Origin of the sequence: Streptomyces sp. NPDC093065, from assembly GCF_044754585.1 — a bacterium.
Taxonomy (GTDB): Bacteria; Actinomycetota; Actinomycetes; order Streptomycetales; family Streptomycetaceae; genus Streptomyces.
On record NZ_JBIVPJ010000025.1, the window covers coordinates 77,458 to 100,964 of the forward strand.

General features: G+C 74.0%; 20 protein-coding genes and 2 riboswitches. Of the genes, 11 read left to right on the plus strand and 9 right to left on the minus strand.

The annotated features are described in order from the left end of the window. The first annotated feature begins 149 nt into the window (after window positions 1-149). From tsaD to ACIQFU_RS32630, 3 genes are all read left to right on the plus strand, one after another. The gene (tsaD, locus tag ACIQFU_RS32620; RefSeq protein WP_402556407.1) at window positions 150-1,202 is read left to right on the plus strand and encodes a tRNA (adenosine(37)-N6)-threonylcarbamoyltransferase complex transferase subunit TsaD; all 1,053 of its coding nucleotides are present in this window, start codon (window positions 150-152) and stop codon (window positions 1,200-1,202) included. Then, complete coding sequence (locus ACIQFU_RS32625; protein WP_402556409.1) at window positions 1,202-1,774, plus strand: GNAT family N-acetyltransferase; 573 nt, start codon at window positions 1,202-1,204, stop codon at window positions 1,772-1,774. Before tsaD ends, ACIQFU_RS32625 begins: the two co-directional genes overlap by 1 nt. Before the next feature lie 68 nt (window positions 1,775-1,842). Beyond that, window positions 1,843-2,046 carry a hypothetical protein gene (locus ACIQFU_RS32630; protein ID WP_402556411.1) on the plus strand — a complete coding sequence of 68 codons (204 nt, stop codon included), beginning with the start codon at window positions 1,843-1,845 and terminating at the stop codon, window positions 2,044-2,046. A 54-nt stretch (window positions 2,047-2,100) separates the two neighbouring features. On the opposite strand, the gene ACIQFU_RS32635 is transcribed toward ACIQFU_RS32630, so the two are convergent. Next, window positions 2,101-2,505, minus strand: coding sequence for a (2Fe-2S) ferredoxin domain-containing protein (locus ACIQFU_RS32635; RefSeq protein ID WP_402556413.1), 405 nt, complete (start codon window positions 2,503-2,505; stop codon window positions 2,101-2,103). Window positions 2,506-2,567: 62 nt separating this feature from the next. Further along, window positions 2,568-2,693: riboswitch (cobalamin riboswitch) on the minus strand. A 187-nt stretch (window positions 2,694-2,880) separates the two neighbouring features. Continuing rightward, window positions 2,881-3,002, plus strand: a riboswitch (cobalamin riboswitch). A 57-nt stretch (window positions 3,003-3,059) separates the two neighbouring features. Here ACIQFU_RS32635 and ACIQFU_RS32640 point away from each other — a divergent pair. Genes ACIQFU_RS32640 through ACIQFU_RS32650 form a run of 3 tightly spaced genes read left to right on the plus strand, consistent with a single transcriptional unit; the run spans window position 3,060 to window position 6,009 of the window. Beyond that, entirely contained in the window at window positions 3,060-4,076 is a 1,017-nt protein-coding gene (locus ACIQFU_RS32640; RefSeq protein WP_402556457.1) for an ABC transporter substrate-binding protein, read from the plus strand. After that, complete coding sequence (locus tag ACIQFU_RS32645) at window positions 4,073-5,185, plus strand: FecCD family ABC transporter permease (protein WP_402556415.1); 1,113 nt, start codon at window positions 4,073-4,075, stop codon at window positions 5,183-5,185. The genes ACIQFU_RS32640 and ACIQFU_RS32645 overlap by 4 nt, the downstream gene beginning before the upstream one ends. Beyond that, window positions 5,182-6,009 carry an ABC transporter ATP-binding protein gene (locus ACIQFU_RS32650; protein WP_402556417.1) on the plus strand — a complete coding sequence of 276 codons (828 nt, stop codon included), beginning with the start codon at window positions 5,182-5,184 and terminating at the stop codon, window positions 6,007-6,009. Before ACIQFU_RS32645 ends, ACIQFU_RS32650 begins: the two co-directional genes overlap by 4 nt. 15 nt (window positions 6,010-6,024) lie before the next feature. On the opposite strand, the gene ACIQFU_RS32655 is transcribed toward ACIQFU_RS32650, so the two are convergent. Beyond that, window positions 6,025-6,228 (minus strand): hypothetical protein, encoded by a 204-nt coding sequence (locus ACIQFU_RS32655; protein WP_402556419.1) that lies wholly within the window; start codon window positions 6,226-6,228, stop codon window positions 6,025-6,027. Between ACIQFU_RS32655 and ACIQFU_RS32660 the strand changes: the two genes are divergently transcribed. Together ACIQFU_RS32660 and ACIQFU_RS32665 are read left to right on the plus strand one after the other, a co-directional pair. Beyond that, the gene (locus tag ACIQFU_RS32660) at window positions 6,139-6,429 is read left to right on the plus strand and encodes an ArsR/SmtB family transcription factor (protein WP_402556459.1); all 291 of its coding nucleotides are present in this window, start codon (window positions 6,139-6,141) and stop codon (window positions 6,427-6,429) included. The genes ACIQFU_RS32655 and ACIQFU_RS32660 overlap by 90 nt on opposite strands. Before the next feature lie 13 nt (window positions 6,430-6,442). Next, window positions 6,443-6,925, plus strand: coding sequence for a hypothetical protein (locus tag ACIQFU_RS32665; protein ID WP_402556421.1), 483 nt, complete (start codon window positions 6,443-6,445; stop codon window positions 6,923-6,925). A gap of 268 nt (window positions 6,926-7,193) precedes the next feature. Here ACIQFU_RS32665 and ACIQFU_RS32670 read toward each other — a convergent pair whose 3' ends face one another. Further along, window positions 7,194-12,242 carry a DNA-binding protein gene (locus ACIQFU_RS32670; protein ID WP_402556423.1) on the minus strand — a complete coding sequence of 1,683 codons (5,049 nt, stop codon included), beginning with the start codon at window positions 12,240-12,242 and terminating at the stop codon, window positions 7,194-7,196. Window positions 12,243-12,282: 40 nt separating this feature from the next. Beyond that, window positions 12,283-13,158 carry a DUF4132 domain-containing protein gene (locus tag ACIQFU_RS32675; protein WP_402556424.1) on the minus strand — a complete coding sequence of 292 codons (876 nt, stop codon included), beginning with the start codon at window positions 13,156-13,158 and terminating at the stop codon, window positions 12,283-12,285. A 548-nt stretch (window positions 13,159-13,706) separates the two neighbouring features. Here ACIQFU_RS32675 and ACIQFU_RS32680 point away from each other — a divergent pair. Beyond that, complete coding sequence (locus tag ACIQFU_RS32680; protein WP_402556426.1) at window positions 13,707-14,312, plus strand: LuxR C-terminal-related transcriptional regulator; 606 nt, start codon at window positions 13,707-13,709, stop codon at window positions 14,310-14,312. Between the two features lie 64 nt (window positions 14,313-14,376). Here the strand turns inward: ACIQFU_RS32680 and ACIQFU_RS32685 are convergent, their stop codons facing one another. The 5 genes from ACIQFU_RS32685 to ACIQFU_RS32705 all read right to left on the minus strand — a co-directional run bounded on the left by ACIQFU_RS32685 (window position 14,377) and on the right by ACIQFU_RS32705 (window position 22,116). Next, the gene (locus tag ACIQFU_RS32685; protein ID WP_402556427.1) at window positions 14,377-16,239 is read right to left on the minus strand and encodes an ATP-binding cassette domain-containing protein; all 1,863 of its coding nucleotides are present in this window, start codon (window positions 16,237-16,239) and stop codon (window positions 14,377-14,379) included. Next, on the minus strand, window positions 16,236-18,137 hold the full coding sequence (locus ACIQFU_RS32690; protein ID WP_402556429.1) for an ATP-binding cassette domain-containing protein: 1,902 nt from the start codon (window positions 18,135-18,137) through the stop codon (window positions 16,236-16,238). The genes ACIQFU_RS32685 and ACIQFU_RS32690 overlap by 4 nt, the downstream gene beginning before the upstream one ends. Before the next feature lie 35 nt (window positions 18,138-18,172). Then, window positions 18,173-18,301: a SapB/AmfS family lanthipeptide gene (locus ACIQFU_RS32695; protein WP_006130296.1), complete on the minus strand. Its 129-nt coding sequence runs from the start codon at window positions 18,299-18,301 to the stop codon at window positions 18,173-18,175. Continuing rightward, window positions 18,298-21,042: a class III lanthionine synthetase LanKC gene (gene lanKC, locus ACIQFU_RS32700; RefSeq protein ID WP_402556431.1), complete on the minus strand. Its 2,745-nt coding sequence runs from the start codon at window positions 21,040-21,042 to the stop codon at window positions 18,298-18,300. The genes ACIQFU_RS32695 and lanKC overlap by 4 nt, the downstream gene beginning before the upstream one ends. A gap of 414 nt (window positions 21,043-21,456) precedes the next feature. After that, window positions 21,457-22,116: a hypothetical protein gene (locus tag ACIQFU_RS32705; protein WP_402556432.1), complete on the minus strand. Its 660-nt coding sequence runs from the start codon at window positions 22,114-22,116 to the stop codon at window positions 21,457-21,459. A gap of 232 nt (window positions 22,117-22,348) precedes the next feature. On the opposite strand from ACIQFU_RS32705, the gene ACIQFU_RS32710 reads away from it, so the two are divergent. Both ACIQFU_RS32710 and ACIQFU_RS32715 read left to right on the plus strand, forming a co-directional pair. Next, window positions 22,349-23,008: a helix-turn-helix domain-containing protein gene (locus ACIQFU_RS32710; protein ID WP_402556461.1), complete on the plus strand. Its 660-nt coding sequence runs from the start codon at window positions 22,349-22,351 to the stop codon at window positions 23,006-23,008. 239 nt (window positions 23,009-23,247) lie between these two features. Beyond that, window positions 23,248-23,484, plus strand: coding sequence for a hypothetical protein (locus ACIQFU_RS32715; protein WP_402556434.1), 237 nt, complete (start codon window positions 23,248-23,250; stop codon window positions 23,482-23,484). The last annotated feature ends 23 nt before the right edge of the window (window positions 23,485-23,507 follow it).

Consider the following 23,507-nt stretch of genomic DNA (forward strand, 5'->3'; position numbering starts at 1 on the left):
AGGTGACGGCTGGAGCCGTCGGGTCGAGGAGGCCATCGGTCGAAAGCTCCACGGGTCGGCCACCTGCACAGAACCGTTCGGGTACACATCGGGCCCGATCTTGTTGCACACTGTTCGCAACAACTTACATAGTGCAGAAAGGTCGGTCGATGGGGTCTGCGGTGGTGCTGGGCATCGAGTCGTCCTGCGACGAGACGGGCGCCGGCCTGGTCCGGGGCGGGCGGCTGCTGGGGCACGCGGTGGCGTCGAGCATGGACGAGCACGCCCGCTTCGGCGGGGTGGTGCCCGAGATCGCCGCCCGCGCCCACCTCCACGCGCTGCGTCCGGTCGTCCGGCAGGCACTGGACGAGGCCGGGCTGCGGCTGTCCGACGTCGGGGCGGTCGCCGTGACCACCGGCCCCGGGCTGTCGGGCGCTCTCCAGACGGGTCTGGCCGGTGCGAAGGGCATCGCCTACGCGCTCGGCGTCCCGCTGTACGGGGTGCACCATCTCGCCGGGCACGTCGCCGCCGACACGCTGGAGCACGGCCCGCTGCCGAACCCGTGCATGGTGCTGATCGTCTCCGGCGGCCACACCTCCCTGCTCCTCGTCCGCGACCTCGCCCGAGAGCGGATCACGCACCTCGGGGACACGCTGGACGACGCGGCCGGGGAGTGCTTCGACAAGGTCGCGCGGGTCTTCGGGCTGCCGTATCCCGGCGGTCCGGCCATCGACCGGACGGCGCGGGCGGGGGACCCTCGCGCTGTCCCCTTCCCGCGCCCGCTGCCCGGCTCGTACGCCTTCTCCTTCTCCGGTCTGAAGACCGCCGCCGCCCGCTGGGCGGAGGGTCACGCGGGACGTGAGCTGCCGGTGGCCGACGGCGCGGCCTCGCTCCAGGAGGCCGTCGCGGACGTACTGACCCGCAAGGCGGTCGCCGCCTGCAAGGAGCACGGCGTGCGCACCCTGGTCGTGGTCGGCGGGGTCGCCGCGAACTCGCGGGTGCGCTCGCTCGCCGAGGAGCGCTGCCGGGCGGCCGGCATCGAGCTGCGGGTACCGCCACTGCGCCTGTGCACCGACAACGGCGCGATGATCGCCGCCGTCGGCGACCTCCTCGTACGCGCCGGCGCCGCACCAGCTCCGCTGGACGTGTCCATCGACCCGTCGGCGCCGCTGGAGTACGCCGCCCTGCACCCGGTCGCCGCGGGAACGGCGGTGGCCGCCTGATGACCACCGGCATCCGCGTCCACACGGGGGCCGAACTGCTCGCGCACACCGACGCGCTGCGCTCCGTCTACGTCGACGCCTTCTGCGCCCCGCCCTGGAACGAGGAGGAGGAACGGGCGACGGAGTTCGCGGCCCGGCTGCCGGCGAACGCGGCCCGTCCCGGCTTCACCGCTGCGACCGCGGTACGCGACGGGGAGGCCATCGGCTTCGCCACCGCGTGGACCACCCCGACGCCCTTCCCCACCGACCGCTGCTATCCCCAGGCCGCCGTCGGCCTGGGCCCCGCGCACACCGCGGACTGGTTGTGCGGCGCCCTGGAAATCGACGAACTGGCCGTCCGTCCGACCGCCCGCGGCACCGGTGTCGCCGCGGACCTCCTTGAAGCAGTGACTGCGCACGCGCCCGACGGACGTGCCTGGCTGCTGACCTCCGTCCAGAACACGCAGGCCATGGCCTTCTACCGCCGCCAGGGCTGGACGCAGGTCACCCATCCGTCTCCCGACGGCAAGGGCATCGTCGTCTTCCTCGGCCCGCGCCACCCCGCCCGGCCACTCGCCCTTCTTCCCCTGTAAGCCCCGCTGCCGGCCCCGACCCTGCTGTTCGTCAACGCCGGCATGGTCCCCGACCAGAGGCGGGCGGCATGACCGGGTTGGGCGATGGAGACCTCGGTCCGCGGCTCCGGGGTGCGGTGACGGCGTGCGACGGCGGCGGCGAGATCGGTGGAACCCGCCGCGTAGGAGCGGGCGACCGGATGCCGGCCGCCGTCGGGGCCGCCGACCCGGAGGGCGGAGAAGCCGCCGAGGCTCGCCACGTCGTCCAGGGCGGCGTCGACGGACGCAGTTGAGGCGCGGGCTCCGTGCACGGCTTCTGTCCTCCCTCCGACTCTCCGTCCGCGCGGTCAGGGGGCCGTACGCCGTCGCGGCGGCGTGATGGCGTACAGGTCGAGGATGTCCGGTCGGGGCGCGACGCCCGGTCCGCCCGCGCGTGCCCAGGCGGCGATGTCCTCGGTGGCGTCCGGGTCGTTGACCAGCCCCAGCCAGACGGGCCGGGCACCGGCGGCACGGCCCCGGGCGGAGGGCTGGACGACGATGACGTTGGCGTGGTCGCAGGCGTCGAGACAGTCGGAGACGCGTATCGGTACCGCGGCGCGCAGCCGCTCGGTCTGGGCCGCGTGGTCGACGCCGGTCACTTTGGGGCTGCCGCAGCAGCAGTCGCGGCACACGACGACGCGGCACGGCACGGGGGCGGCCACCGCCCGGGTCCTCGCGTCGTCGGTCTTTCGTCCGGTCGGCGTTGCGGGCATGCGGTGCCCTCCCTCTCTCCGGGGAGATCCGCCCCGGTGGTCCGTCGAGGAGGCGACCGCGTGAGTCTTCTGGCTCTCGGGTCGCGCGCACCCCGGCCTTCCCACCCGCTGCCGGGCAGTGGCCCGTCGGGACGCGCTCGCCGATCACAGTGGCGGGACCGCGCCGGATTCACACCGGCTTCCTCGTTCCGCCGTCGCCTTGTCGCCGGTCATCTTCCCATCCCGGGACGCCGGGCCCGCTCGCCCGGTGCCGGCCGTCAGTCGGTCTCCCGGGAGTGCGGGGCCGTGGCCGACGGATGGGTCTGCCGGTCCCGTCCGCCTTTCGCCGTCGACTCGGGGAAACGTAGGATCACCTGGTCATCGCCGCGACGGGAGACAGGAAGCCGGTGCGAATCCGGCACGGTCCCGCCACTGTGACCGGGGAGCGCCCCTCCGACATGCCACTGCGCACCGCGCGGGAAGGCGGAGGGAACGTCGATCCGGGAGTCAGGACACTGGTCCGTCGCGGGCCCGATCCGAGGAGCGCGGACTCCAGGAGGCTTCACGTGTCCCAGTTGTTCCCCCATGCCCGCACACGCGGGCTCCTTCGTGCCGCGGCCACCGCCGTGGCCCTTTCCTCCGTGCTGCTGACCACCGGCTGCGGTTCCTCCGACGACGACGGCGGGGACGCGAAGGCGACCACCGCCGTGCCCGCGGGCTTCCCCGTCACCATCGACAACTGCGGCGTGAAGACGACGTACGACAAGCCGCCGTCACGGGTGGTCACGATTCACCAGCACCCGGCGGAACTCATGCTCGCCCTCGGCCTGAAGACCCGCATGGTCGGCACGGCCTACCCCGACTCCGCCGTCCTGCCCGAGCTGAAGAAGGAGTACGAGGCGATCCCCGAACTGGCCGAGAGGGAACCGTCGTTCGAAAAAATCCTGGATGCCGAACCCGACTTCGTCTACGGCGGCTACGGCAGCGCCTTCGCCGAGAAGGAGGGCCGTTCCCGAAAGGCGTTCGCCGGTGCCGGAATCGACACCTACCTCAACCGCGAGTACTGCGGAAAGAAGCAGGTGACGATGAAGGACACCTATGACGAGATCCGCACCATCGGCAAGATCTTCGGTGTCCCGGACCGGGCCGACAAGCTGGTCGCGGACCTGCAGAGCCGCGTCGGCAAGGCCGCCGCCGAGGTCGAAGACGAGCCCGGGGTGTCCGTCTTCGTCTACGACAGCGGCGACAAGAGCGCGTTCACCGCGGGCGGCAAGAGCCTGGGCACCGAGCTGATCCGGCTGGCCGGCGGCAAGAACGTCTTCGCCGACCTCGACGACGTCTTCGGCGACGTCTCCTGGGAGCAGGTCGTCGAACGCAAGCCCGAAGTCATTGCCGTCTACGACTACGCCGGCGCCGGAAGCGTCGAGGCCAAGAAGAAGTTCCTGCTCTCCCAGCCCGCGCTCGCCGACGTGCCCGCCGTCAGGAACAAGCGGTTCGTCGTCCTGCCACTGACCGCCACTCTGGTCGGCATCCGGTCGGCCTACGCGGTCGAGGACCTGGCGCGCGGGCTGCACCCGGAGAGCTTCCGGTGACCCAGGCCGCCGCCGGCACGCCCACCGAGCGGACGGTTCAACCGCACAAGACCGGGCCAGGAGCGGCCCGTACCGGGTTGGCCGTCGTGCTGTTCGTCCTCGCCGCCCTGCTCGTCGCCTCCGCCACGGCGGGCCTCGCCATCGGCTCCGTACACGTGCCGCCCGGCCAGGTGTGGGGCATCGTGACGCACGCGCTGGGAGCCGACTGGCAGGATCCGAGCTGGTCGCGGGCCCGGGAGACCATCGTGTTGGACGTACGCGCACCGCGGGTGCTGCTCGGTGCGGTCACCGGCGCCGGTCTGGCGGTGATCGGCACCGCCCTGCAGGCCCTTGTACGCAACCCGCTCGCCGAGCCCTACCTGCTCGGCGTCTCCTCCGGGGCGTCGCTCGGCGCGGTCTCCGTGATCGTGTTCGGGTTCACCCTCTTCGGACCGGCCTCCCTGTCGGTGGCCGCCTTCGCGGGTGCACTGGGCGCGCTCCTGCTCGTGTACGCCACCGCCCGCACCGGCGGACGCATCACCTCGTCCAGGCTGGTGCTGTCCGGGGTGGCGATCGCGGCGGTGCTCACCGCCGTCCTCGATCTGTTGCTGCTCACCACTGACCGGGGCAACGAGGCCCGCGCGGTCCTCGCCTGGACCCTCGGCGGGCTCGGCGGCGTCGACTGGGGCACGCTGTGGCTGCCGGGCACGGCCCTGCTGTTCGGCATCGGCGTTCTCATGGTGCAGGCCCGCAACCTGAACCTGTTGCTGGCCGGCGAGGAGGCGGCGACCACGATGGGACTGGACGTGGCGCGTTTCCGCGCCCGGCTGTTCGTCCTGCTCTCCCTGGTCACGGGCGTGCTGGTGGCAGCGGCCGGACCGATCGGGTTCGTCGGCCTGATGATGCCCCACGTCGTGCGCCTGTTCGTCGGCGGCGACCACCGTCGTGTCCTGCCGACGGCGGCGCTCGGCGGAGCGGTCTTCCTCATCTGGGCCGACATCGCCGCGCGGACGATCGCCGCGCCGACGGAAATACCCGTCGGCGTGCTCACGGCCCTGTGCGGCGGGCCGTTCTTCCTGTGGCTGATGCGCCGGGACGCCCGGCGCGGCACCGACCGAGGAGTGGCATGACCGCGACCGAGCTGAGCGTCGACGGCGTCACGCTCACCGCCGGAGCCCGCCACCTGGTGCGCGACGTCTCCCTGACCGCCCGCCCGGGCGAGACCATCGGGCTCGTCGGCCCCAACGGCAGCGGCAAGTCCAGCCTCCTGCGCACCGTCTACCGCGTCCTGCGCCCCGACACCGGCCGGGTCCGGGTCGACGGAGGCGACGCCTGGGCCCTGCCGGTACGGCAACTCGCCCGCACCGTGGCGGCGGTGGTCCAGGACGCGGCCGCCGACTTCGACCTGGCCGTCCGCGAGGTCGTCGCCATGGGCCGCACCCCGTACAAACGGCTCCTGGCCGGTGACACCGCCGAGGACGCCGACCTCGTCGACTCCGCACTCCTCGCCGTCGACGCCGTCCACCTGGCGGACCGCCCCTTCGACCGGCTCTCCGGCGGCGAGCGTCAACGCGTCCTCATCGCGCGCGCCCTCGCCCAGCAGCCCGCCCTCCTGGTCCTGGACGAGCCAACCAACCACCTCGACATCCGCCACCAACTGTCCGTGCTGGGCATCCTGCGCCGTCTGCCCACGACCGTCCTGCTCGCCCTGCACGACCTCAACCTGGCCGCCTACTACTGCGACCGCCTCTACGTCCTGCACGAGGGCGAGGTCACCGCCTCCGGCCCACCCTCCGAGGTCCTCACTCCGCAGCTCCTGGGCGACGTCTACGGAGTGGAGGCGGAAGTCGCCACCCATCCGCGCACGGGCGCCCCGCAGGTGACCTTCCTCCCCGGAGAACCACGTATGCGAAAGGCTCCGGCAGCGGCCCCGACTCCTGACACGCCGGCCTGATCAACGGGTTCGACCTCACCGTCGGCAGCCGGTGCCGGGCCGGGCCGCGGGGCTTCTCCCGGCTGCCGCGGCGGCGCCGAGGTCGTCGACGGCGTCCTCGGTGCGCTGGCCGACCCGACCCGACGTCGGCTGCTTGATCTGCTTGCCGCACAGGGGGAGGCCACCGCCACGACGCTCGCCGACCGGCTTCCCGTCTCGCGGCAGGCAGTGGTCAAGCACCTGGCCGTCCTGGACGCCGCCGGGCTGGTTTCCGGCGGCCGGGTCGGACGCGAGGTGCGGTACGCGGTGCGGCCCGCGGCGCTGGACACGACGGCACGGTGGATGGCCTCGCTCGCGGCCGACTGGGACCGGCGGCTCGCGAACATCAAACGCGTCGCTGAGGCCGCGGAGCGGGATTCGGGTTCGGCACGCCCCGACTGAAGGGAAGTACGCCATGGACACGTCAACACTTCGCGGCGCCTACGACGGATTCCTCGACGCGGCGGCCCACCCCGACCTCGGCAAGGCGGACGACGGAGGATGGAACGCCGACCGGATACTGGCTCATCTCCTCAGCGTCGACGCCTCGATCACCGCGGTTGCCCTGGGCGTCGTCTCCGGCTCACGGCCCACATTCGACAATCGGATCTGCCTCGACGGCTGGAATCTCGACCGGATCATCGCCGAGCACCGGGGCCGGACGGACTTGACGGATCATGTCCGGAGTCAGGCCGGCATCCTGTGCGACATCGCCGATCGGCTCGACGAGGAAGCCGCCGCCGTTCTGGTGCCGTCGCTCCTCCTGTCCAACGACGCGCTCGTGCTGGACCAGCCGATTCCGCTGGCGAAGCTGATCGACGGCCTCGGCGAAGACCACGTGCCCGTGCATACGCGACAGATCCTCGACCTTCGCGTCGCCGTCCCTGGACAGGCCTGAAGGAGCGCTGAGGACCGGGGTCGCCCGGCGGGGAGCCCCGGTTCATCCGTGCCGGAGGCCGCGGCGCAGGGCCGCTTCCGTTCCGGCGAGGTAAGCCGGCCGTGGCGTACGCCGATCAGGCGGGGCTGTGTGCGGGCCGCTGGTGCGGCCGGCCGGGCAACGGTGGCTTCCCGCGCGGTCATCAGTCCAGGTGTGTGTTCGGACAGTGGAGTGGAGGAGGCGGGCGGGGACGGTCGTACGAGACGCCCGTCCCCTCCGCTCTCTTACGTCAGCGGCGGCGCTTTCGCGCTCGCGGCACCTCCGGTTCCTCCAGGCGCGGCCCGTGACCGTCCTGGACGCGCTGCCAGGCCTCGCGGTAGAGCGCGGCGACGGGCCGGGTGGGCACGACGACGCCCAGGACGGGCGCCTCGTCCTCGACGAGGTCGTACAGCGGCAGCTTCCACCGCTCCAACGGAAGGTGCGGGTTCGGCAGCTGGGTCCAGCCGCCGGGGAGGAACAGCGTGCGTCCGGCCTTGGAGCGGCTGCCCTCGACCACGAGGTCGGTGGCGGCGAGTTCGGCGCGGGCGGCACGCAGCCGGGCGGTGCCGCCGCGCTGTCCGCCCCAGCCGGTCCAGCGGGCGGTGTTGCGGTCGGTGGGGTCCGGCATGGCGAGCAGCATCAGGTACAGCACGGCGGCGTCCTCGCCGATGCCGTACCGCTCGGCCGCCTCGCCGACCAGGTCGGGCACGGAGCGGGCGGGGTCCTGGGGGCACCACAGCCCGTCGGCGTCGCGCTCGCCGGCCATCGGGTTCCCCGGATCGGCGAGCAGTTCGGCGAACGCCCGGTCGTGGACCAGACGGAGCGCGGTCTCCTGGGCGTTCGGCCGCTCTCCGGTGAACAGGGCCGTCAGGTGGGGATCGTGGCCGGCCGCGTCCAGCAACGCCGGCCGGATGGCGGCGAGGGGTTCGGGGCCCTCGGTGCCCAGCGCCACCGCGCCGTAGCGCTCGAAGCCGTCACCGGTCTCCGTCGGGTCTCCGGCGGCCCGCCGGAACGCCTCCCAGTCGACGCCTCGCCGGTCGAGGGCGAGCAGCAGTCCGGGATGGGCCAGGCGCTCGCGCAGCGCGGTCAGGACGCCGGGCAGGACGGCGCGCAGCGGGTCGCCGGACGGGAGCCGGTGGGCGAGCCACGCGGCCATGGCCACCGCTCCGTTGAGGACCGTGCCGTCGAAGCGGGGCGCCGTCTCGGCGGTCTCGAGGCAGTAGCGGCCGAAGCTCCAGGTCAGGTCCGTCGTCAGCCGGGGCTCGCCGGCCAGGTCGGCGAAGCCCCGCAGGGCGTCGGCGGGGGCCCAGCCCACGGGCTCGACGGTGCGGACGGCGTCGTGCAGCACGTCTTCGGGCAGCGGGGTGCGCCGGCCCAGTCGCTCGTTCCAGACCTCGGCGGCGCGGGCCGCGTCGGGGCCGTGGGTCCACAGCCGGGACGGTTCGGCGGGCAGCAGTGCCGCGACGACGGCCCGCAGGGCGCCCATGTCGAGGGACCTCAGCTCGTCCTTGGACACGCGGGCGTCGGCCGCCTTCACGCCGACGACCTTCAGGGTCGCGGAGGGCACAGCCTGGCGCCTGTCGTCGATCTGCGGCATTCCGGCCAGCACCAGCCGGGCCGTGGTCGGGGTGACGCCGGTGAGCCGGGCGAACTCCTCTGCCGCCGCCGGGTGCCAGGGCGCCGGGCCGCGCTCGGCCAGTTCGGCGCGGAAGGCGGCGACCCAGCCGGGAGCCCGGGTGGGCTCCGGCACGAACGGCTCCTCGGACACCGGCGTATAGGGCGCCGGGGTCTCGAAGCGGCCGGACGGGTCGTGGTACACCGCGCCGTAGTGCTTGCCCTTGATCTCGTAGTCGCCGTACTCGCGGACGAACTCGTACCAGCCGTCGGGGAAGACGAGGAACGCGCCGCCGCCCAGGTCGAGCAGGGTCCCCCTGGTGAATCCGTGCGTGGCGCCCGGCCCGTCGAACGTGCCGGGGTCGAAGGCCAGGTGGACCCGGCGCCAGTGGGCGGGGTCCGGCTCCGTCAGTCCCTGGGCGTCCAGTTCGCCGAGGAAGACGTCCAGGGCCCGCCGGTGCTCCTCCACGGTGGCTTCCGAAGCCGCCCTCAGCGCCAGTACGGCGGGGAGTTCGGGCAGGGCCACCGCGTTCAGGTGCTCCAACGGCCCCCGCTCGGGGAGCGACAGGTGCAGGATGCCCGCGGGATGCGGCTCGGCCAGGCCCTGCATCGACCGGGCGAGGAGTTGCGGCAGCCCGAAGAGGTTGTGGTGGAAGTCGTAGTACCAGCGCTCGTCGCGTTCGGTCAGTCCGACGCCGTTCAGCGCGGAGGCGAGCAGGCGGTCGCCGAGTGCGGGCCGCGGTTCTTGCCGGCCGGCGCCGTGGACCACCGCGTCCAGTCGCGCGAGTGCGCCGTCCAGGATGCGCTGCTGCTCGGCGGCGTACCGCACCACACCGGTGATGCCCGCGCGCAGCGCCTCGTGGCCGACGTCCGGCAGGAGCGTGCGGACCAGGCCGGTCACCACGTCCCGGGCTTCCGTCTCCGCCCGCTCTCGCTCCGCCTCGTCGTCCGTCTCCGCCACCGGTGCCGCCACGGCTCCCGCCAGGAGTGCCGCCGCGGTGTCCTCGCCGACCCGGCGGAGCGCGGCCGATCCCTGCGGGTCGCGCGGCTGGAGACGGTGCCAGTAGCGCAGGTGCGGAAGCAGGGGCGTCCCGGCGGTCAAGGGGCCGGCCTTGTAGCCGTGCGCGCTCTCGGCGACCAGGGTGCCCTCGGCGTCGCGCAGCTGGACCGTGGAGTACCCGTGGACCACGGCCAGCGGCCGGTCGGTGCCGGGGAACACCAGCACGTGCTCCGGGTCCGCGTCCACCTCGGGCGGCACGACGACCGAGCGGCCGGCCAGGTCCTCGCCCCGGCGCGAGCCGTCGGGGAGCGCCACGACGCGCCAGCCGAGTACCCCGTCCACCGGCGCGCACATCGGGCCCGGTGCGGCGGCGGGGTCCGGCAGCAGCCAGGCGTTGCGCAGGGTGCTCCCCTCCGGAGCGGTGCGCAGGGCGCCGTCGATCCACTGCGGGGCGCCGGGCTCGCCCGGCGTGTCGGCGAGCGGGTCGTACGCGTGCCAGGTGTACCCGCCGTCCCCGCCGTCCTGCTCGGCCCACACCCAGTACGACGTGCCGTCGCCGATCACCCGTCCCTTGGCGGGTACCACGGCGTCCCCGCGGCGCAGTACGCCGCGACCGGTGGTCCGGCCTCCTCCGGGCAGCGGCAGGGACGCGGGGGCCATGCCTCCGTCGACTCCTCCGCTCCCGTCCGTCTCGCTCGGCCACCAGGTGTGGAGGTCGCCCTCGACCGTCATGTGCGGCGCGTCGGTGGCGTCGTGCCAGTACCCCTGGCCGGTGGAGTCGGCGTACGAGTACCACCAGACGAACAGCGCGCCGTCGACGTACTGGCAGGTGTACGACCAGAGCCGGGTGCCGCCGTCCGGCAGGCGCGGCTCGCAGACGAGGACCGTGCCCTCCGCCCCGATCACCCGTACCTCCTCCCCGGACATGACGATGAGGTACGGCCAGCCGTCGATGACCCTGATGTCCCGGTGCTTGCCCCGCGCGGCGGCGGACCGCAGGGCCTCGTCCCAGGCGGGCCAGCCCAGCTCGTCGAGGACGCCGGTGCGCAGGGTGCGGGCCAGTGCGGGTGCGATGCCGGTGGCGAGGGCTTCCTGTACCTCGTCGGCGGCGACGGCCAGTACCTCTCCCGGCAGCCAGGAGAGCGTGCGCAGGGCTCCGGAGTAGCCGGAGAATTCGGGCAGTTCGCTGGTGAGGTACCTCCGGCTGGTCTGCGCCACCCAGGGGGCGAGCATCAGCCGGCCGCCGGGGGACCCGGCCAGGTTGACGACGGTCTCCTCGCTGTTGCCCCAGGGGCCGTCGGGGCAGCCGTGCCGGAACGCCGGGTGGAACCGGTCGTCGGCGGCCAGTGCGAGGAGGTCCCGCCGGTACGCGCAGGCGGCCCAGGTGCTCAGGGCGAGCCGCAGGCCGTCGTCGGGTGCGGCCACCGGTATGTCCAGGGCCAGCAGCTGGTCGAGCAGGTTCACGTCGCCGACCGGGGGCTGGAAGGCGTCCTGCCGGGCGAGGAGTTCGGCGCGCAGGACGCCGGCCATGCGGTCGACGAGGGGGTACAGCTCCGGCGGGGCCGCGAGATGCCCGTCGGTCCCGCACAGCGCGAAGAACCTACGCGCCCATCCGACCGCCCCGTCGGGGGAACGGACCTCGGCGGGCAGCGTGGCGTCGCACAGTCCCGCGCTCGCCCCGGAGTCCTCCAGCAGGGCCAGCCACTGGGGCAGGTCGTTGCGCTCCCACCCGGCGGGCAGCATCCCCAGCAGGGTGCCGCGGACGGCGGGTTCGCGCCGGGTCAGTTCCAGCAGGGCGGTCCGGTGGGCCTTCCACCAGCCGGGCGGTGCCTTGAGGGTGCCGGGCAGGGGCAGCACTTCGCGCAGGTAGGCCATCTCCTCGGCGAGCGCGTTCCTGCCCGCGACGGCCTTGGCCAGCCTGCGCAGGTCGCCCGCGCCGGGGCTCGACGGCGCCACGCCGTGTGCGGCGAGCCGGACGAAGAGCGCACGCAGGTGCCGGAAGGCGGTGGCGGCCGGCACCCGGGACGACAGGCCCTTGGCGTAACTGGAGAGCACCTTGGTCGGCATGGCGTCGGCGAGGGCGAACTCCAGGAACACGCCGTCCATGCGGGCCTCGTCGAACGGCAGGGCGTGGGCCGTCTCGGCCTTGCGCGCGTTGACGAACATCTGGGAGGCGTACGCCTTCTCGCCGGCGGCCAGGAACGCCCGGCCGGCCTCCTCGTAGAAGGTGGGCAGGAAGTGCGGCACGAAGTCCGCGAGGCGCTCGCCGATCGACTCGTAGGCGGCGCGGGCCTTCTTCGCCCGGGAGCGCACCGTCCGCGCGACCTTGTTCATCTCCTCGACCAGTGACATCGCGAGGTGGCCGTCGGAGGGGTGGCGGACCAGCACCCATTCGGGGAAGCCCATGGCCCGGTGCTGTCCGACACCGACCTCGACCGGCTCGCCCACGGGCCGCAGTCCGAGGAAGCCGCCCCCGCTGTCCCCGGCGGGCTCCGCGGCGGCCGGGTCCGCAGGTGTCAGGCGTACGACGATCCGGCCGTCCAGGCCCGGATGCCGGTAGGCGCGGGTGTACACGGGCACGGCGCGGTCGCCTCCCCCGGTGGTGCCCGGCGGCAGTACCGCACCGGCGCGCAGCAGCTCCTCGATCTCCGCGCTCGCCCCGTCCGGGGTCGTGCCGTCGCTCATGATCGCGTGCCTTTCGTGGGTGTGCGTGCGGCTGGGCCGTTCACCGGGCGTCGTCCGTGGGGACGGTGCGGCCGGCGTGCAGGGCCGCGGCCATGCGCATGCCCTCCGACCAGGCGACAGGGCCGACCTCGCTCAGCGGGAGGCTGCCGTACGCGTCCTCGTGGTGCCAGGTCAGGGTGCCGGTCCATGCCTTCTCCTCGGTGTAGGGGTCGCTCATGCCGACGGAGGCGGTCACGATGCGTCCGGCGTCCCGGACGCTGCCGACGACGCTGCTGCCGGAGATCCGGTAGCCGAGGGAGGTGGCCCGGGCGGAGAGGTGGAACCACGAGCGGTACTCGGCGCCCGCGAACTCGGTGATCCGGTCGGCGCTGCCGTCGGCGCCGTCGGGCTTCGGCCAGGTGGCGCGGTGGATCTGCTCGACGCCCTGGCTGATGCCCGACTCGGCGGCGAAGGTGCGCAGTTGCTCCAGGCCGGGCAGGAGGACCGGGTGCGGCATGGTCACCGTGGGGGCGGTCAGGCGGACCGTCTCGCCGTCCGGGTTCACCACCCGCAGTCCGTCCCTCTCGTCGGCGTCGCGCAGGAAGCCGACCTCGTCGGGGCCCGCACCGACCACGACGATGTCGCGCAGTGCCTCCTGCCATGCCTCGTCCGGCCAGACCCGCACCAGCAGTCCGGTCGGCACCGGCAGCGAGGACACCATCCAGTTGTCCACCTGTGCCGCGCACTCGGCGGCGTGGCGGTCCAGCCACTCGGCGAAGCGCTGGAGTTCGATCACCTCGGGACGGTCCCGTATCTCCGCGGGCAGGGTTCGCTCCGGTTTCCCCTCCGCCGGGGACTCCGGCGACGCGGTCCGCGCCACCACCCGGCCCTCCACCAGAGCGACTTCGTAGGTGTCGCCCGCTGCCAGCCAACCCATCAGTGCTTCGCCTCTCCCCACCACCAGCAACAACGGCGCAGTATGCGGAACGCCCCGAGTTGGCACGCTCCGCTGTGCGTTGGCCAAAGACTAGGGGCACCCACCGACAGTGCCGGGCGCCGACCGGTGCGGTGCCCTTCTCGGTGCGGTGCCTTTCGCGCCAGATTGGGCAGCGGCGTTTTCCGGCCGGACCCGGCGGCGGTCGTACCCGGGTCCGTTCGGGCCGGTCCGGCGGACGCGCCCGGTTTTGCGGTACGGGACCCGCCTTGGCCTGGATGCCTGGGTCCGGAACGCCGGGACGGCCGTCCCGCGCCGGAATCCGCACGGACCGGCGCCGTCAGCGGATTGGTGTGTTATCCGCCCTTCTTCGCCCGGACGCACGTCCCGTGCGTCCCCCGGCGGGGCCCTGACGACGGCGAATTGACTCCGATGCGGTTCGCACGCGCGTACGCCTCGTGTTCCGCCGGCCCGGTTGGGGGCACATGGCCGGTGGCGCGGGGGGCGCGCGGAGAGCCCGGCGGTCCGAAGGGGACCGCCGCTGACAAGAGGTGGGGGAGATGGTTCGCATTGTCGTGGTCCACGACGAGAAGCTGCTGCGGTCGGCGCTGGTGCAACTGCTCAGATCGGACGACACGCTGGACGTGTCCCCGCAGTGTCCCGATGCCGAGGGAGCGGAACGTGAGGCGTTGCCGGCCGACGCCTGTGTCGTGGACGGGGAGTGCCTGACGGGACCGGACGACGGACGCGCCGCGCTCCTGCGGGCCCGGTACGGAGACCGGCTCGTCGTCCTGACCACCGCCAAGCGGCCCGGAGTGCTGCGCCGGGCGTTCGACGCGGGCGCCCTCGGGCTGGTCGACAAGAACGCCCCGGCCCATCGGCTGATCGCGGCGGTGCACACGGTGGCCAAGGGCGAGCGTTTTCTGGACGAGACGCTCACCGTAGCCCTGCTGAAGGGTGCGGAGATGCCGCTGACCACGAGGGAACTGGGCGTGCTGGCCCTGGCTTCCCAGGGGTCGTCGATCGCCGAGATCGCGGCGCGGCTCCACCTGTCCCGGGGGACGGTCCGCAACTACATGGCCACCGCGGTCCGGAAGGTGGGCGCACGCAACCGGGTCGACGCGATCCGCATCGTCCAGAGCGCCGGCTGGACCTGACGAGACCGGCTCCGGGTCCGCGGTGCGCCGGGACGGCGGGCGGCGGACCCGGCCGCCGCGGCGGTCACGCGTGCCAGTGGCCCGTCAGGTCCCGGTAGAGGGGCGAGCGGGCCAGCAGCTCGCCGTGGGTGCCGCACAGTGCCCGCTCGCCGTCCAGCACCAGGGTGCGGTCGGCGCGGACCGCCGAGGACAGGCGGTGCGCCACCACGAGCAGTGTTCCGGGCCGTGCCGCGAGGACCTCCTCCGCGCGGGCCTCGGACGCGGGGTCGAGATGGCAGGTGGCCTCGTCGAGCAGCAGCAGGGGGGCGGGCGACAGGTACGCGCGGACCAGCGCGATCAGCTGCCGCTCCCCGGGTGAGAGATCGGCGGGCCGCACCGGGCCGTCCGGTCCGCCCAGGCGCTCGACCAGCGGGCCGAGGCCGAACGCCCGTACCGCCGCGTCGAGTTCCGACCGGCGTACGTCCGTGTTCAGGTAGGCGAGGTTGTCGGCCACGGTGCCGGAGAACACGTAGGCCTCCTGGGGGACCAGCACCCGCAGGGCGGCCAGTTCGGCGGCGGGGCGCCCGGTCACCGCCCTGCCGGCCACGCGCACCTCGCCGTGGCTCGGCGCGAGGGTCCCCGCGACGAGTCTGGTGAGGGTCGACTTGCCGATGCCGCTCGGCCCGACGACGGCGAGGTGTTCACCGGGGGCGACGCGCAGGTCGAGGGAGTCGAGTACGGGCTCGGCACGGGCACCGTAGGACAGGCATACGGAACGCAGTTCCACCGCCGGGACCGCTGCCCGCGGCGCCGGGAGCCCGCCGTCGGCCGGTGTCCGGACACCGGTGCCGTGCCGTCCGCCCCGGCCGTGGCCACCGGAAGTGCTCGCCCCGGCGCCCTCCGCCAGTGGACTCGTGGCGACCGGTTCGGGGCCCAGGATCCGGTCGAGGACGACCAGCAGCCGGGCCCCGGCCGCGCCCAGCGCGGTCATCAGCGTGTGCAGGGCGGGCAGGAGGGACTGGACGAGGTAGGTGAACGCGCCCAGCAGCGCGCCCGTGCTCACCCCTCGCCCGCGCAGCCACGGCACCGCCGCCAGCAGCGCGAGCACGGGCAGGTGGCCCGCGACACCGAGCGCCGCCGTGCGCACCGCCGACCATCCGGCCAGCGTCCGGGCCTGGGCCGCCGCGTCCGCGACCAGGTCCGCGCCACGCCGCTCCGCCGCGGGCCCGGTCCCGCACGCGGCGAGGTCCCGCAACGCCGCACGCGAGCGCGCCGCGTGGTCGCCCAGTGCCTCGTCGGCCGCCAGGGAACGGCGTTGGGCGGCCGCCATGGGCCGCAGCGTGACGAGGAACAGCGCGAGACCGGCCGCCAGCGGGGGCAGGACCACGACGAGCAGGGCCGCGTGCAGGGACAGCAGGCCGAGCAGTGCGCCGACGGCGGTGAAGACGAAGGAGCGCAGGGTGAGGACGAGACCGGCGAAGCTGTCCCGGGCGATCTCCACCTGGTTCGTCAGCCGCGAGACGGCCGCCCGGTCGGTCCCGCCGGGCCCGCCCGGCCCGCCCGGGGCCGCTCGTGCCAGGGAACGGTCGACCGCGCGGCGCACCAGAGCGTCGCGCAACGGCTCCGTCAGCCCGGAGAGCTGGGCGAACACGCCCCGGACGACCGGGGCGCCGCACAGTACGGCGACCAGGGCGAGCGCGAGCCACAGCAACCCCCGGCGTGGATCACCGGCGAGGAATCCGGCGTCGACGGAGCGGGCGACCGCGTGGCCCACCAGGAACGCCTGCCCGGACTCGGCCAGCGACCAGAGCGCGAGCCGCACCAGCACGCCCTTGCGGTGGGCCAGGAAGCGACGCGCGGGCGGCGCGAGGCGGCGCAGCGCACCCGCCCCGGTGTCGTGAGGCCCGTCGTCGGGGACCTGTGCACGGCGGTGCCCGATGGAGGTCACGGACGCGCCTCTTCGGGCTCGGGCCGGCGTACGGCCTCCGCGCCCGGCGTCTCGGCCCCCGCGCCGGCGGCGAAGACCGCGCGGTAGTCGGCCGTGTTCCACAGGTCGCGGTGCGCGCCGACGGCGCGCACGTGTCCCTCCTCCAGCCACAGCACCAGGTCCGCCCGGTCCGCCACCGACGGGCGGTGCGCGACCACGAGCCTGGTCCCGGTGCGCACCGAGCGGCGCAGCGCGAGGTCCACCCGGTGCTCCGTGGCGGTGTCCAGACTGGACGTCGCGTCGTCCATCACCAGCAGTCGCCCGGCGTGCGCGAACGCCCTGGCCAGTCCGAGTCGCTGGTGCTCCCCGCCCGAAAGGGGTGCCTGCGGCAGCGGGGTGTCGTAGCCGCACGGCAGCCGGCGTACGAAGCCGTCGGCGCCCGCCGCACGGGCCGCCTGCCGCACCTGCTCCCCCGACGGCCGCCGCGCCCCGTCGGCGACCGCTTCGGCGACCGTGCCCTCTCCCAGTACGGGACGTTCGAAGGCGTAGGTCACCTCGGTGCGCAGCGCCCCGCGCGTCAACCGGTCGAGCCGGACACCGTCCAGCAGTACGTGACCCTCGTCCGGGTCGATCAGCCGCCCGGCCACGGCCGCGAGGACCGACTTGCCCGCTCCGCCGCGGCCGACCACCGCGACGGTGCTGCCGCCCGGCACCCGCACGCGGTCGACGCCCAGGACCCGCCTGCCGTCGCGCACCACGCGCACCCCGCGCAGTTCGAGCTCCCCGGGGCCGTCCGGGGGCAGCCGCAGCGTCCCGTACGCCTGCGCGGGCATCCGTTCCAGCTCCAGGGTCCGGTGCCGCGCCCGGCGGGCTCGTACGATCGCCCCGAGCAGTGACGCGGCGCCGCCGACGCCGGCGGTCAGCTGGGCGTACCGGCCGACGGCGAGCAGGTCGCCCACGCTCAGTTCGTCGGCCGCCAGGCGCAGTCCGCCTACGGCGGTGGCGGCCAGCGTGAGCGACGGGACCAGGACGCCGCTCCTGCCGAGGGCCCGCCCGTGCAGCGCCCACATGTGCCGGCCCTGGGCGGCCAGTTCCGGCAACGGGGCGAGAACGCGGGCGCGTTCGCGGTCCGCGGTTCCCGCGGCGGCGATCGTGGCCGTGCCCTCCAGGGCTTCGAGCAGCCGGGACGCGATCAGGGACTGGGTGCGCTGGTAGGCGGCGACCGTGGCGCCCGTGTCGCGGGCGAAGGACCGCAGCACCAGCGCCAGGGCGGGCAGACCGGTCAGCACGCAGAGCGCCACCCACGGGTCGACGACGGCCAGCGCCACGAGTGCGCCCAGTGGGGTGATCAGTGAGGCGGCCAGCGCCGCCCGGGCCGCCGGGGCGCCGCCCGCGTCCGTGGCGTTGAGGGTCAGGCGGGTGCCGACGTCCCCCGGCGGGTGCGGCCGGGCGTGGTCGGGCACGGTGCGCAGCAGCCCACGCAGGGCGCGGGAGCGGACGGAGGCCGTCCATGCGGCGTTGCAGCGTCCGGTGAACAGTGAGGTCGCGCTGTCCAGCAGCAGTTCGCCGAGGAGCAGCCCGGCGCTCAGCGGGAGCCACCGGCCCGCGTCGCCGTCGCGCAGCAACAGATCCAGTGTGCGGCCGAGCACGAGGGGCTGGGCCACGGCCGCCAGGGCCGCTCCGACCGAGCACAGCAGCACCAGCGCTTCCAGCGCGCGCCCGGGTCCCGAGCCGTCGGTCCCGGTCCACTCCCCGTCCCGGCTCTCCTTCCGGCTCCCCAGCCGTCTCCCGTTCCGGATCCCGGGTGTCTGCCGCGCCCCGGGCCTGCTCGTTCGCACCGGCGAAAACCTCCGTACGTCCCGCGCGGGCAGGCGTCGGCGCCCCGGGCCGCAGCCCGGGGCGCCCGCGCCCGACGACATGGCTCACCACGCCGCCGTGGCCGTCAACTCCTGTGTCAGTTACAGGTGGTGACGCTCAGGCTGCTGTCGCCGCAGAGCAGGAGGCTCGCGCGGCTACCGGTCTCGACGTCCCCCATGGCCTCTTCCTTGGGGGTCTCCATCGACTGCAGGTCGAACAGGTTCATGGTGTCTTCCTTTCGTTCGGCAACGGGTGTGCTTGTGTCACGACCCCTGTCGGGGCCGAGTCGGGGGCCGCCGCCCGGTGGCTCGGCGGCGGAAGGAACGGCAGTCCGACGGCCGTGTCGCCGAGGAGGGAGGCGACGGCCAGCAGGCAACCGGCCGTTCCGGTGGCCAAGTCCATGGACAGGCGCATCATCTGCTCACCGGGGAAGGCCAGCCGGTCGCGGTAGGACATGGCGTGCCAGGTCAGTGCGTCGAGTTGGCGCCGCACAGCCCGCGGGCCGGTACCGGGCGCGGTGGCCGTGGTGCGGCCCAGGTACAGCACCATCCCGGCCACGCCGCGGTAGAGGCCGGGCTGGGCGTAGAACATCGCCTGGGCCGCTGCGACGATCTCGTCCCCGGCCCGTGCGAACTCCTCGTCGGCCCGGTGCGCCAGGTAGTCGTCGAGGACCATGCCGATGCCCACGCTGCCCGCGCCCAGGTAGGGCATGGTGCGCCACCCCTCGTCGACCTGCAGCGCGCCGCCCGCGCCCCGGACGCAGCAGGAGAGGTCCTGGCGCAGCGCCTCTCGGGCGAGGTCGAGGAGGGCGGAGTCCCGGGTGCGTTCGAAGAGACGGAGGAAGAGCAGCGCTCGTCCCGCGCCGCCGTGGAGCAGTCCGGCACGGGCGCGTCCGCGGCCCACTCGGCCGGCCGGCACGCCGGAGGCGGTCAACTCGGCACAGCGCAGGGCCGCCGAGTGCGCCGCGGTCTCTCCCGTGGTGCGGGCCAGCGAGTCCAGGGCCAGGCCGAGACCGGCGGTGCCGCCGTGCAGGTCCGGGCCCAGGTGGTCGAAGGACTGGTCGAGGAGGAGTTCGGTGAGGTCGACGGCGCGGTCGCGGTGTCCGAGGCGGTCCAGCGTCCAGGCGATTCCGGCGAGCCCGTCGTGCAGACCGAGGGGCATGCCCGAGGGCGGCTCCTTGGTGCGTTCCAACAGCCACTGCTCGCCCTCCTCGTCCCGTCCCGCGCCGCTCTCGGCCAGGGCGTACAGCACCCCCGCCGCGCCGTGGGCGAAGGCCAGCCCGCCGCCGGCGGTGGCGAACTGCGCGATGTCGCCGGGGAAGAGGCGGTCCGTGCGGGACGGCGTCGCGGAGGCGCGGATCGCCGCGGCCATGGAGTCCCGGCCGCGCGGCCAGTCGTCCGGCCGGACCGGCACCACCGGCGCGGCGGGCGGTCGCGTCACGGACCCGGCAGGCCGTCGCGCAGCGGGCCCAGCCGGCGGTCGCGCCACAGGCGCGGCGGGCTGTCGCCCTTCGGGCCCGGCGGGCCGTCGCGCCTCGGGGCCGCCGTCCACGCGCGTGATCTCGTCGACCGCCGCGTCCAGGAAGGCCCGGTCCACCGGGAACTGCTCCGCCACCACGTCCGCGAGATGCGCCGCCTTGTGCCGGTCGATCGCCAGCAGACTGGTGAGCGGCAGGAACAGCGCGAGCCGCAGACACGCCAGCGCGTACCGGTCCACCGCCACGCCCCGACGGTCGGAGGGCGCCACGAACCCGGGGTTCGCCACGGTCTGCCGGCCGGCTTCGTCGACGTGGTGGGCGGCCTCGAAGTCCAGGAGGGCCACGCTGTCGTCGTCCCGGATCATGATGTTGAACAGATGCAGGTCGTTGAAGACCACGCCCCGGGCGTGCACGTCCTCGACGGCGCGTTCCACCCGGGCGTGGACGTCGAGGGCCCAGGCGGTGTACTCGGCCAGTCTCCGCTCCCCCGGGTCGGCCTCGATGAGCGGATGGCGGCGGGCGAAGAACGTGTTGAGCGGCTTGCCGTCGATATGCTCCAGGACCAGGAAGTGGTGCTCCCCGACGGTGACGTGGCCGAGCACCTCGGGCGTGCAGCCAAGGCCCGACAGCCGCTCCAGCGCCCGGCGTTCGCGGTGCAGCCGGGTCACGGCGTCGGCGCCGTCGGCCGCCAGACCGGCGTGCGGACGGGCCTCCTTGAGGACGACCCGCTCGCCGGTGCGGGTGTCGCGGGCGAGGTAGACGCCGCCGCCGTTGGAGAAGTGCAGCGCCGACTCGACGGTGTACGGCAGACCGGTCACGGTCACCGCTGAGCGGGCGTCGAGGTGGGGGCGCAGGAAGACGGGCGGCTCGACCCATTCCGGGACGCGGAAGACCGGTCCGCGCAGGTCGGGCACGAGCGCACCGTCGGGGCCGGTCACGGCGGGCCGCAGTTCCCCGTCCGCGTCGTAGCAGTCGCGCCGGGTGAAGCCGCCGTAGCGGACGTGCACGGGCCCTTCGCCGATGCGCAGGTCGCTCAGGATGTGCGGTCCGGACTCCCCGGCCAGCAGCTCGGACAGCTCCCCCACCAGCCGTTCGAACTCCGCCTCGTCCGCCGGGTACACGGTGACGAACTTGCCGCTGCCGGCCCGGTCCGCGTACTTGGCGTTGCGCTGGTGCAGCAGGTAGCGGCCGGGCACGAACTTGAAGGCCGTGCCGCCCGCGACGCAGTGCCGCCACACACGGTCGAGCACGGACTCGGCGTTGTCGAGGCAGGCGGAGACGTGGATCTTCCATCCCTGGTCGGGCAGGTCGGCGTCGACCGGGCGGAGCGCGAGCCAGTCCCCCCTCTCGTGGCGCTGCCATCCCTCCGGAACGGGCCGGGACGCCGCGGCGTACCGGGAGCCCGAGGCCCCGGTCCGGGAAGCCGTGCGGTACGGAGCGTCGTAGAAGTACGGGTCCGCGTCGCAGTACACGGCATAACCCTTGTTCACGCCTTCTCCCTCCCACCGGTGGCTGACGGAGACGACGCTGTCACGCGGCGTACCGTGCCGCACAGTTGCCTCTGTCATCACTCCGACGTGCGGAACGCACGGGTAACTTCACGGGAGAGGACGCCGAAGGCGCCGGACGATCAGCGGCGCAGCCACGTGCGAATACGGTGGGCCACGTCGGGTGGCAGTCGGGAGACCGGGCCAACCGGACTCTCCGCGATGCGCAGGACAGGGCCCGTCACGGTGTCGGGGACGCGGCGGTTCTCTTGCTCCGGGAGGACGCCATCCGGTTCGTCCGCGCGAGCAGTTCGACCGGAGTGGCCGGCAGAGCCGTGCTCCGCTTGCGCACCCGGGCGGGCACGCCGCTCGGGGAGCCGCTCGGAAAGGACGCTCCGCCCCGTCCGTGGCCGCCGGTCACTCGGTGACGGGTACGACCCTCAGGTGGGAGGAGGCACGGCGGGCGTGCGGCGACCGGTGCGCGGTGCGGCGCGGCTCCCGAAGGACCAGCGTCAGCCGGGTGTAGCCCAACTCCTCCAGCGCTCTGGGCGTTTCGATCACGACCCGGCACTCGGTGGTGCCCCGGCGCGGATCGGGGTGGTGCAGCGGCCGTACGGCACCGTCGTGTTCGACGGCACGGTCCCCGACGGCCCTGATCCAGTGCGGCAGGCCCTGGCGGTAGGCGGCCTCCATGATCGGGTCCTGGGCGATGTCGCGGCGCACGGCCTGCAGGCCGGGGTCGTGGCCGTACCGCTCCAGGGTGGCGGCGAAGTGCGCCAGCATGGGCAGGCACCAGCTCGACTCGTGCTCGCCGAGGACCGTGGAGGCGTCCGGGTGGAAGAGGACGAACCGGAGGAAGTTGTCGTCCGGCATGGCCGTCGGATGCGGTCCGGCACCCTGGAAGAGTGTCCGGAAGGCGCCGTTGGCGAGCACCACGTCCCAGCGGTGGTCGACGACCAGAGAAGGGAAGGGGACGGCCTCCAGGAGCGCAGCGTAGTCCTGGAGATAGGCCTGGGCCTCGGGGGTCGCGGGGGCGGGCCGCGGCGCCGTCCGCTGCCCTCCTGCCTGAAATGCCATCGGGAGGTCACCCCTCTTGCCTATGCGGCCTTCTCGCGGCGTCCGCATCCTGGCGCCCCGACGCCGGGCGTGTCAACTATCGTGGCATTTCGTGCCTGTTGACGGCTGAAATAGGCCACAGTTGTGGCGATGCCTGGATGTGAGTTCGAGCGGCGGGCTACTCTCCGGGAAGTTCACGGCAACTGCTTGTGAGAAGCCTGTGAGGCCTGTGAGAGACGTAGGAGAGCTGTCGGTGACGGGTGGCTTCGAAGGTCCGGGCGCCATGCCGGTCACCACGCTGACCGCCGTCGTCGCCCGGGTCGGCGCACTCGCGGACCGGCTCGGCGTGCCGCACACCGAGGTGTTCGACGTGGGCCGGCTCTCCACCGCCTGCGGTGTCCCGGAGCCCGTCGTCGGCGCACTGCTCGGCGGCCGGCCGGCGGGCGAGCCCGACGTCCAGACCAGGTTCGTGCAGCGCCTGGACCTGCTGCGCCGCACCCGGCTGAAGCCGAACGGCCGCAAGTACACCCAGCAGGAGATAGCCGACGGCGCGGGCATGTCGCGGCAGCAGGCCGGCGCGCTCATCAACGGCGACCGGCGCCCCACCATGGAGCACTGCGACGCCATTCAGCGTTTCTTCCGGGTGCACGCCGGATTCCTCACCGCCGAGGACCCCGAGGCCCTCGCGGGCGCCCTCCAGCGCACCGAGCAGGAGTTGCTTCAGCAGCTCGCCGACCGGGAGCGGGAGGCGGCAGCCGCCGCCGACGACGACCCGCTGGAGCGGCTGCTCCAGGACAACGGCGTGCGCGGCATCGCCTGGCGGGCCGCGCAACTGCCCACCGACCAGCACCGCGACAAGGTCGCCGAGTGGCTGGACATGCTCCTGGAGAGCGTGAAGCGACCGGAGTCGTGAGCCTGTTGCCCGCCTGTCGCGAGCCTGCCCTGCGCCTGTCCTGAACCGTCGCGCGCCCGTCATGGGTCAGTAGTACGTCAGTCGCGCGCCTGACCGGGCCGATGGCCCGATCGGTGCGGGCGGCCCCGGCGTCGGGGCGCGGCTGGAGGGGATTGTCAGTGGTCCACGGCAAGCTGGGAGGGTGCCGCCGCCGTACGGGGGCGCGTGACCGCTGACGTCGTTGTGGGGAGAGCCGACCGATGACCACCGCCGTACTGACCGACCACGAACGCACCGCCGTTCAGGCCTATCTGCGGCTCCTGCACACCGTGCGGGCCGGTCTGGACGACCGGGCGGGCACCGGCGCTCCTCCCCGGCCGCCCGTCGTCCCGCCCTCCGTGCTGGCGGAGGCCGAGCAGGCCCTCGAGGCGGCGGGACTGACCGGGAACGAGGAGGCGTTCTTCCGGCTGCTGCGCGACTGGTGCCCGCCCACCTGAGGGCACCGGGGGGGGGGAAGAAA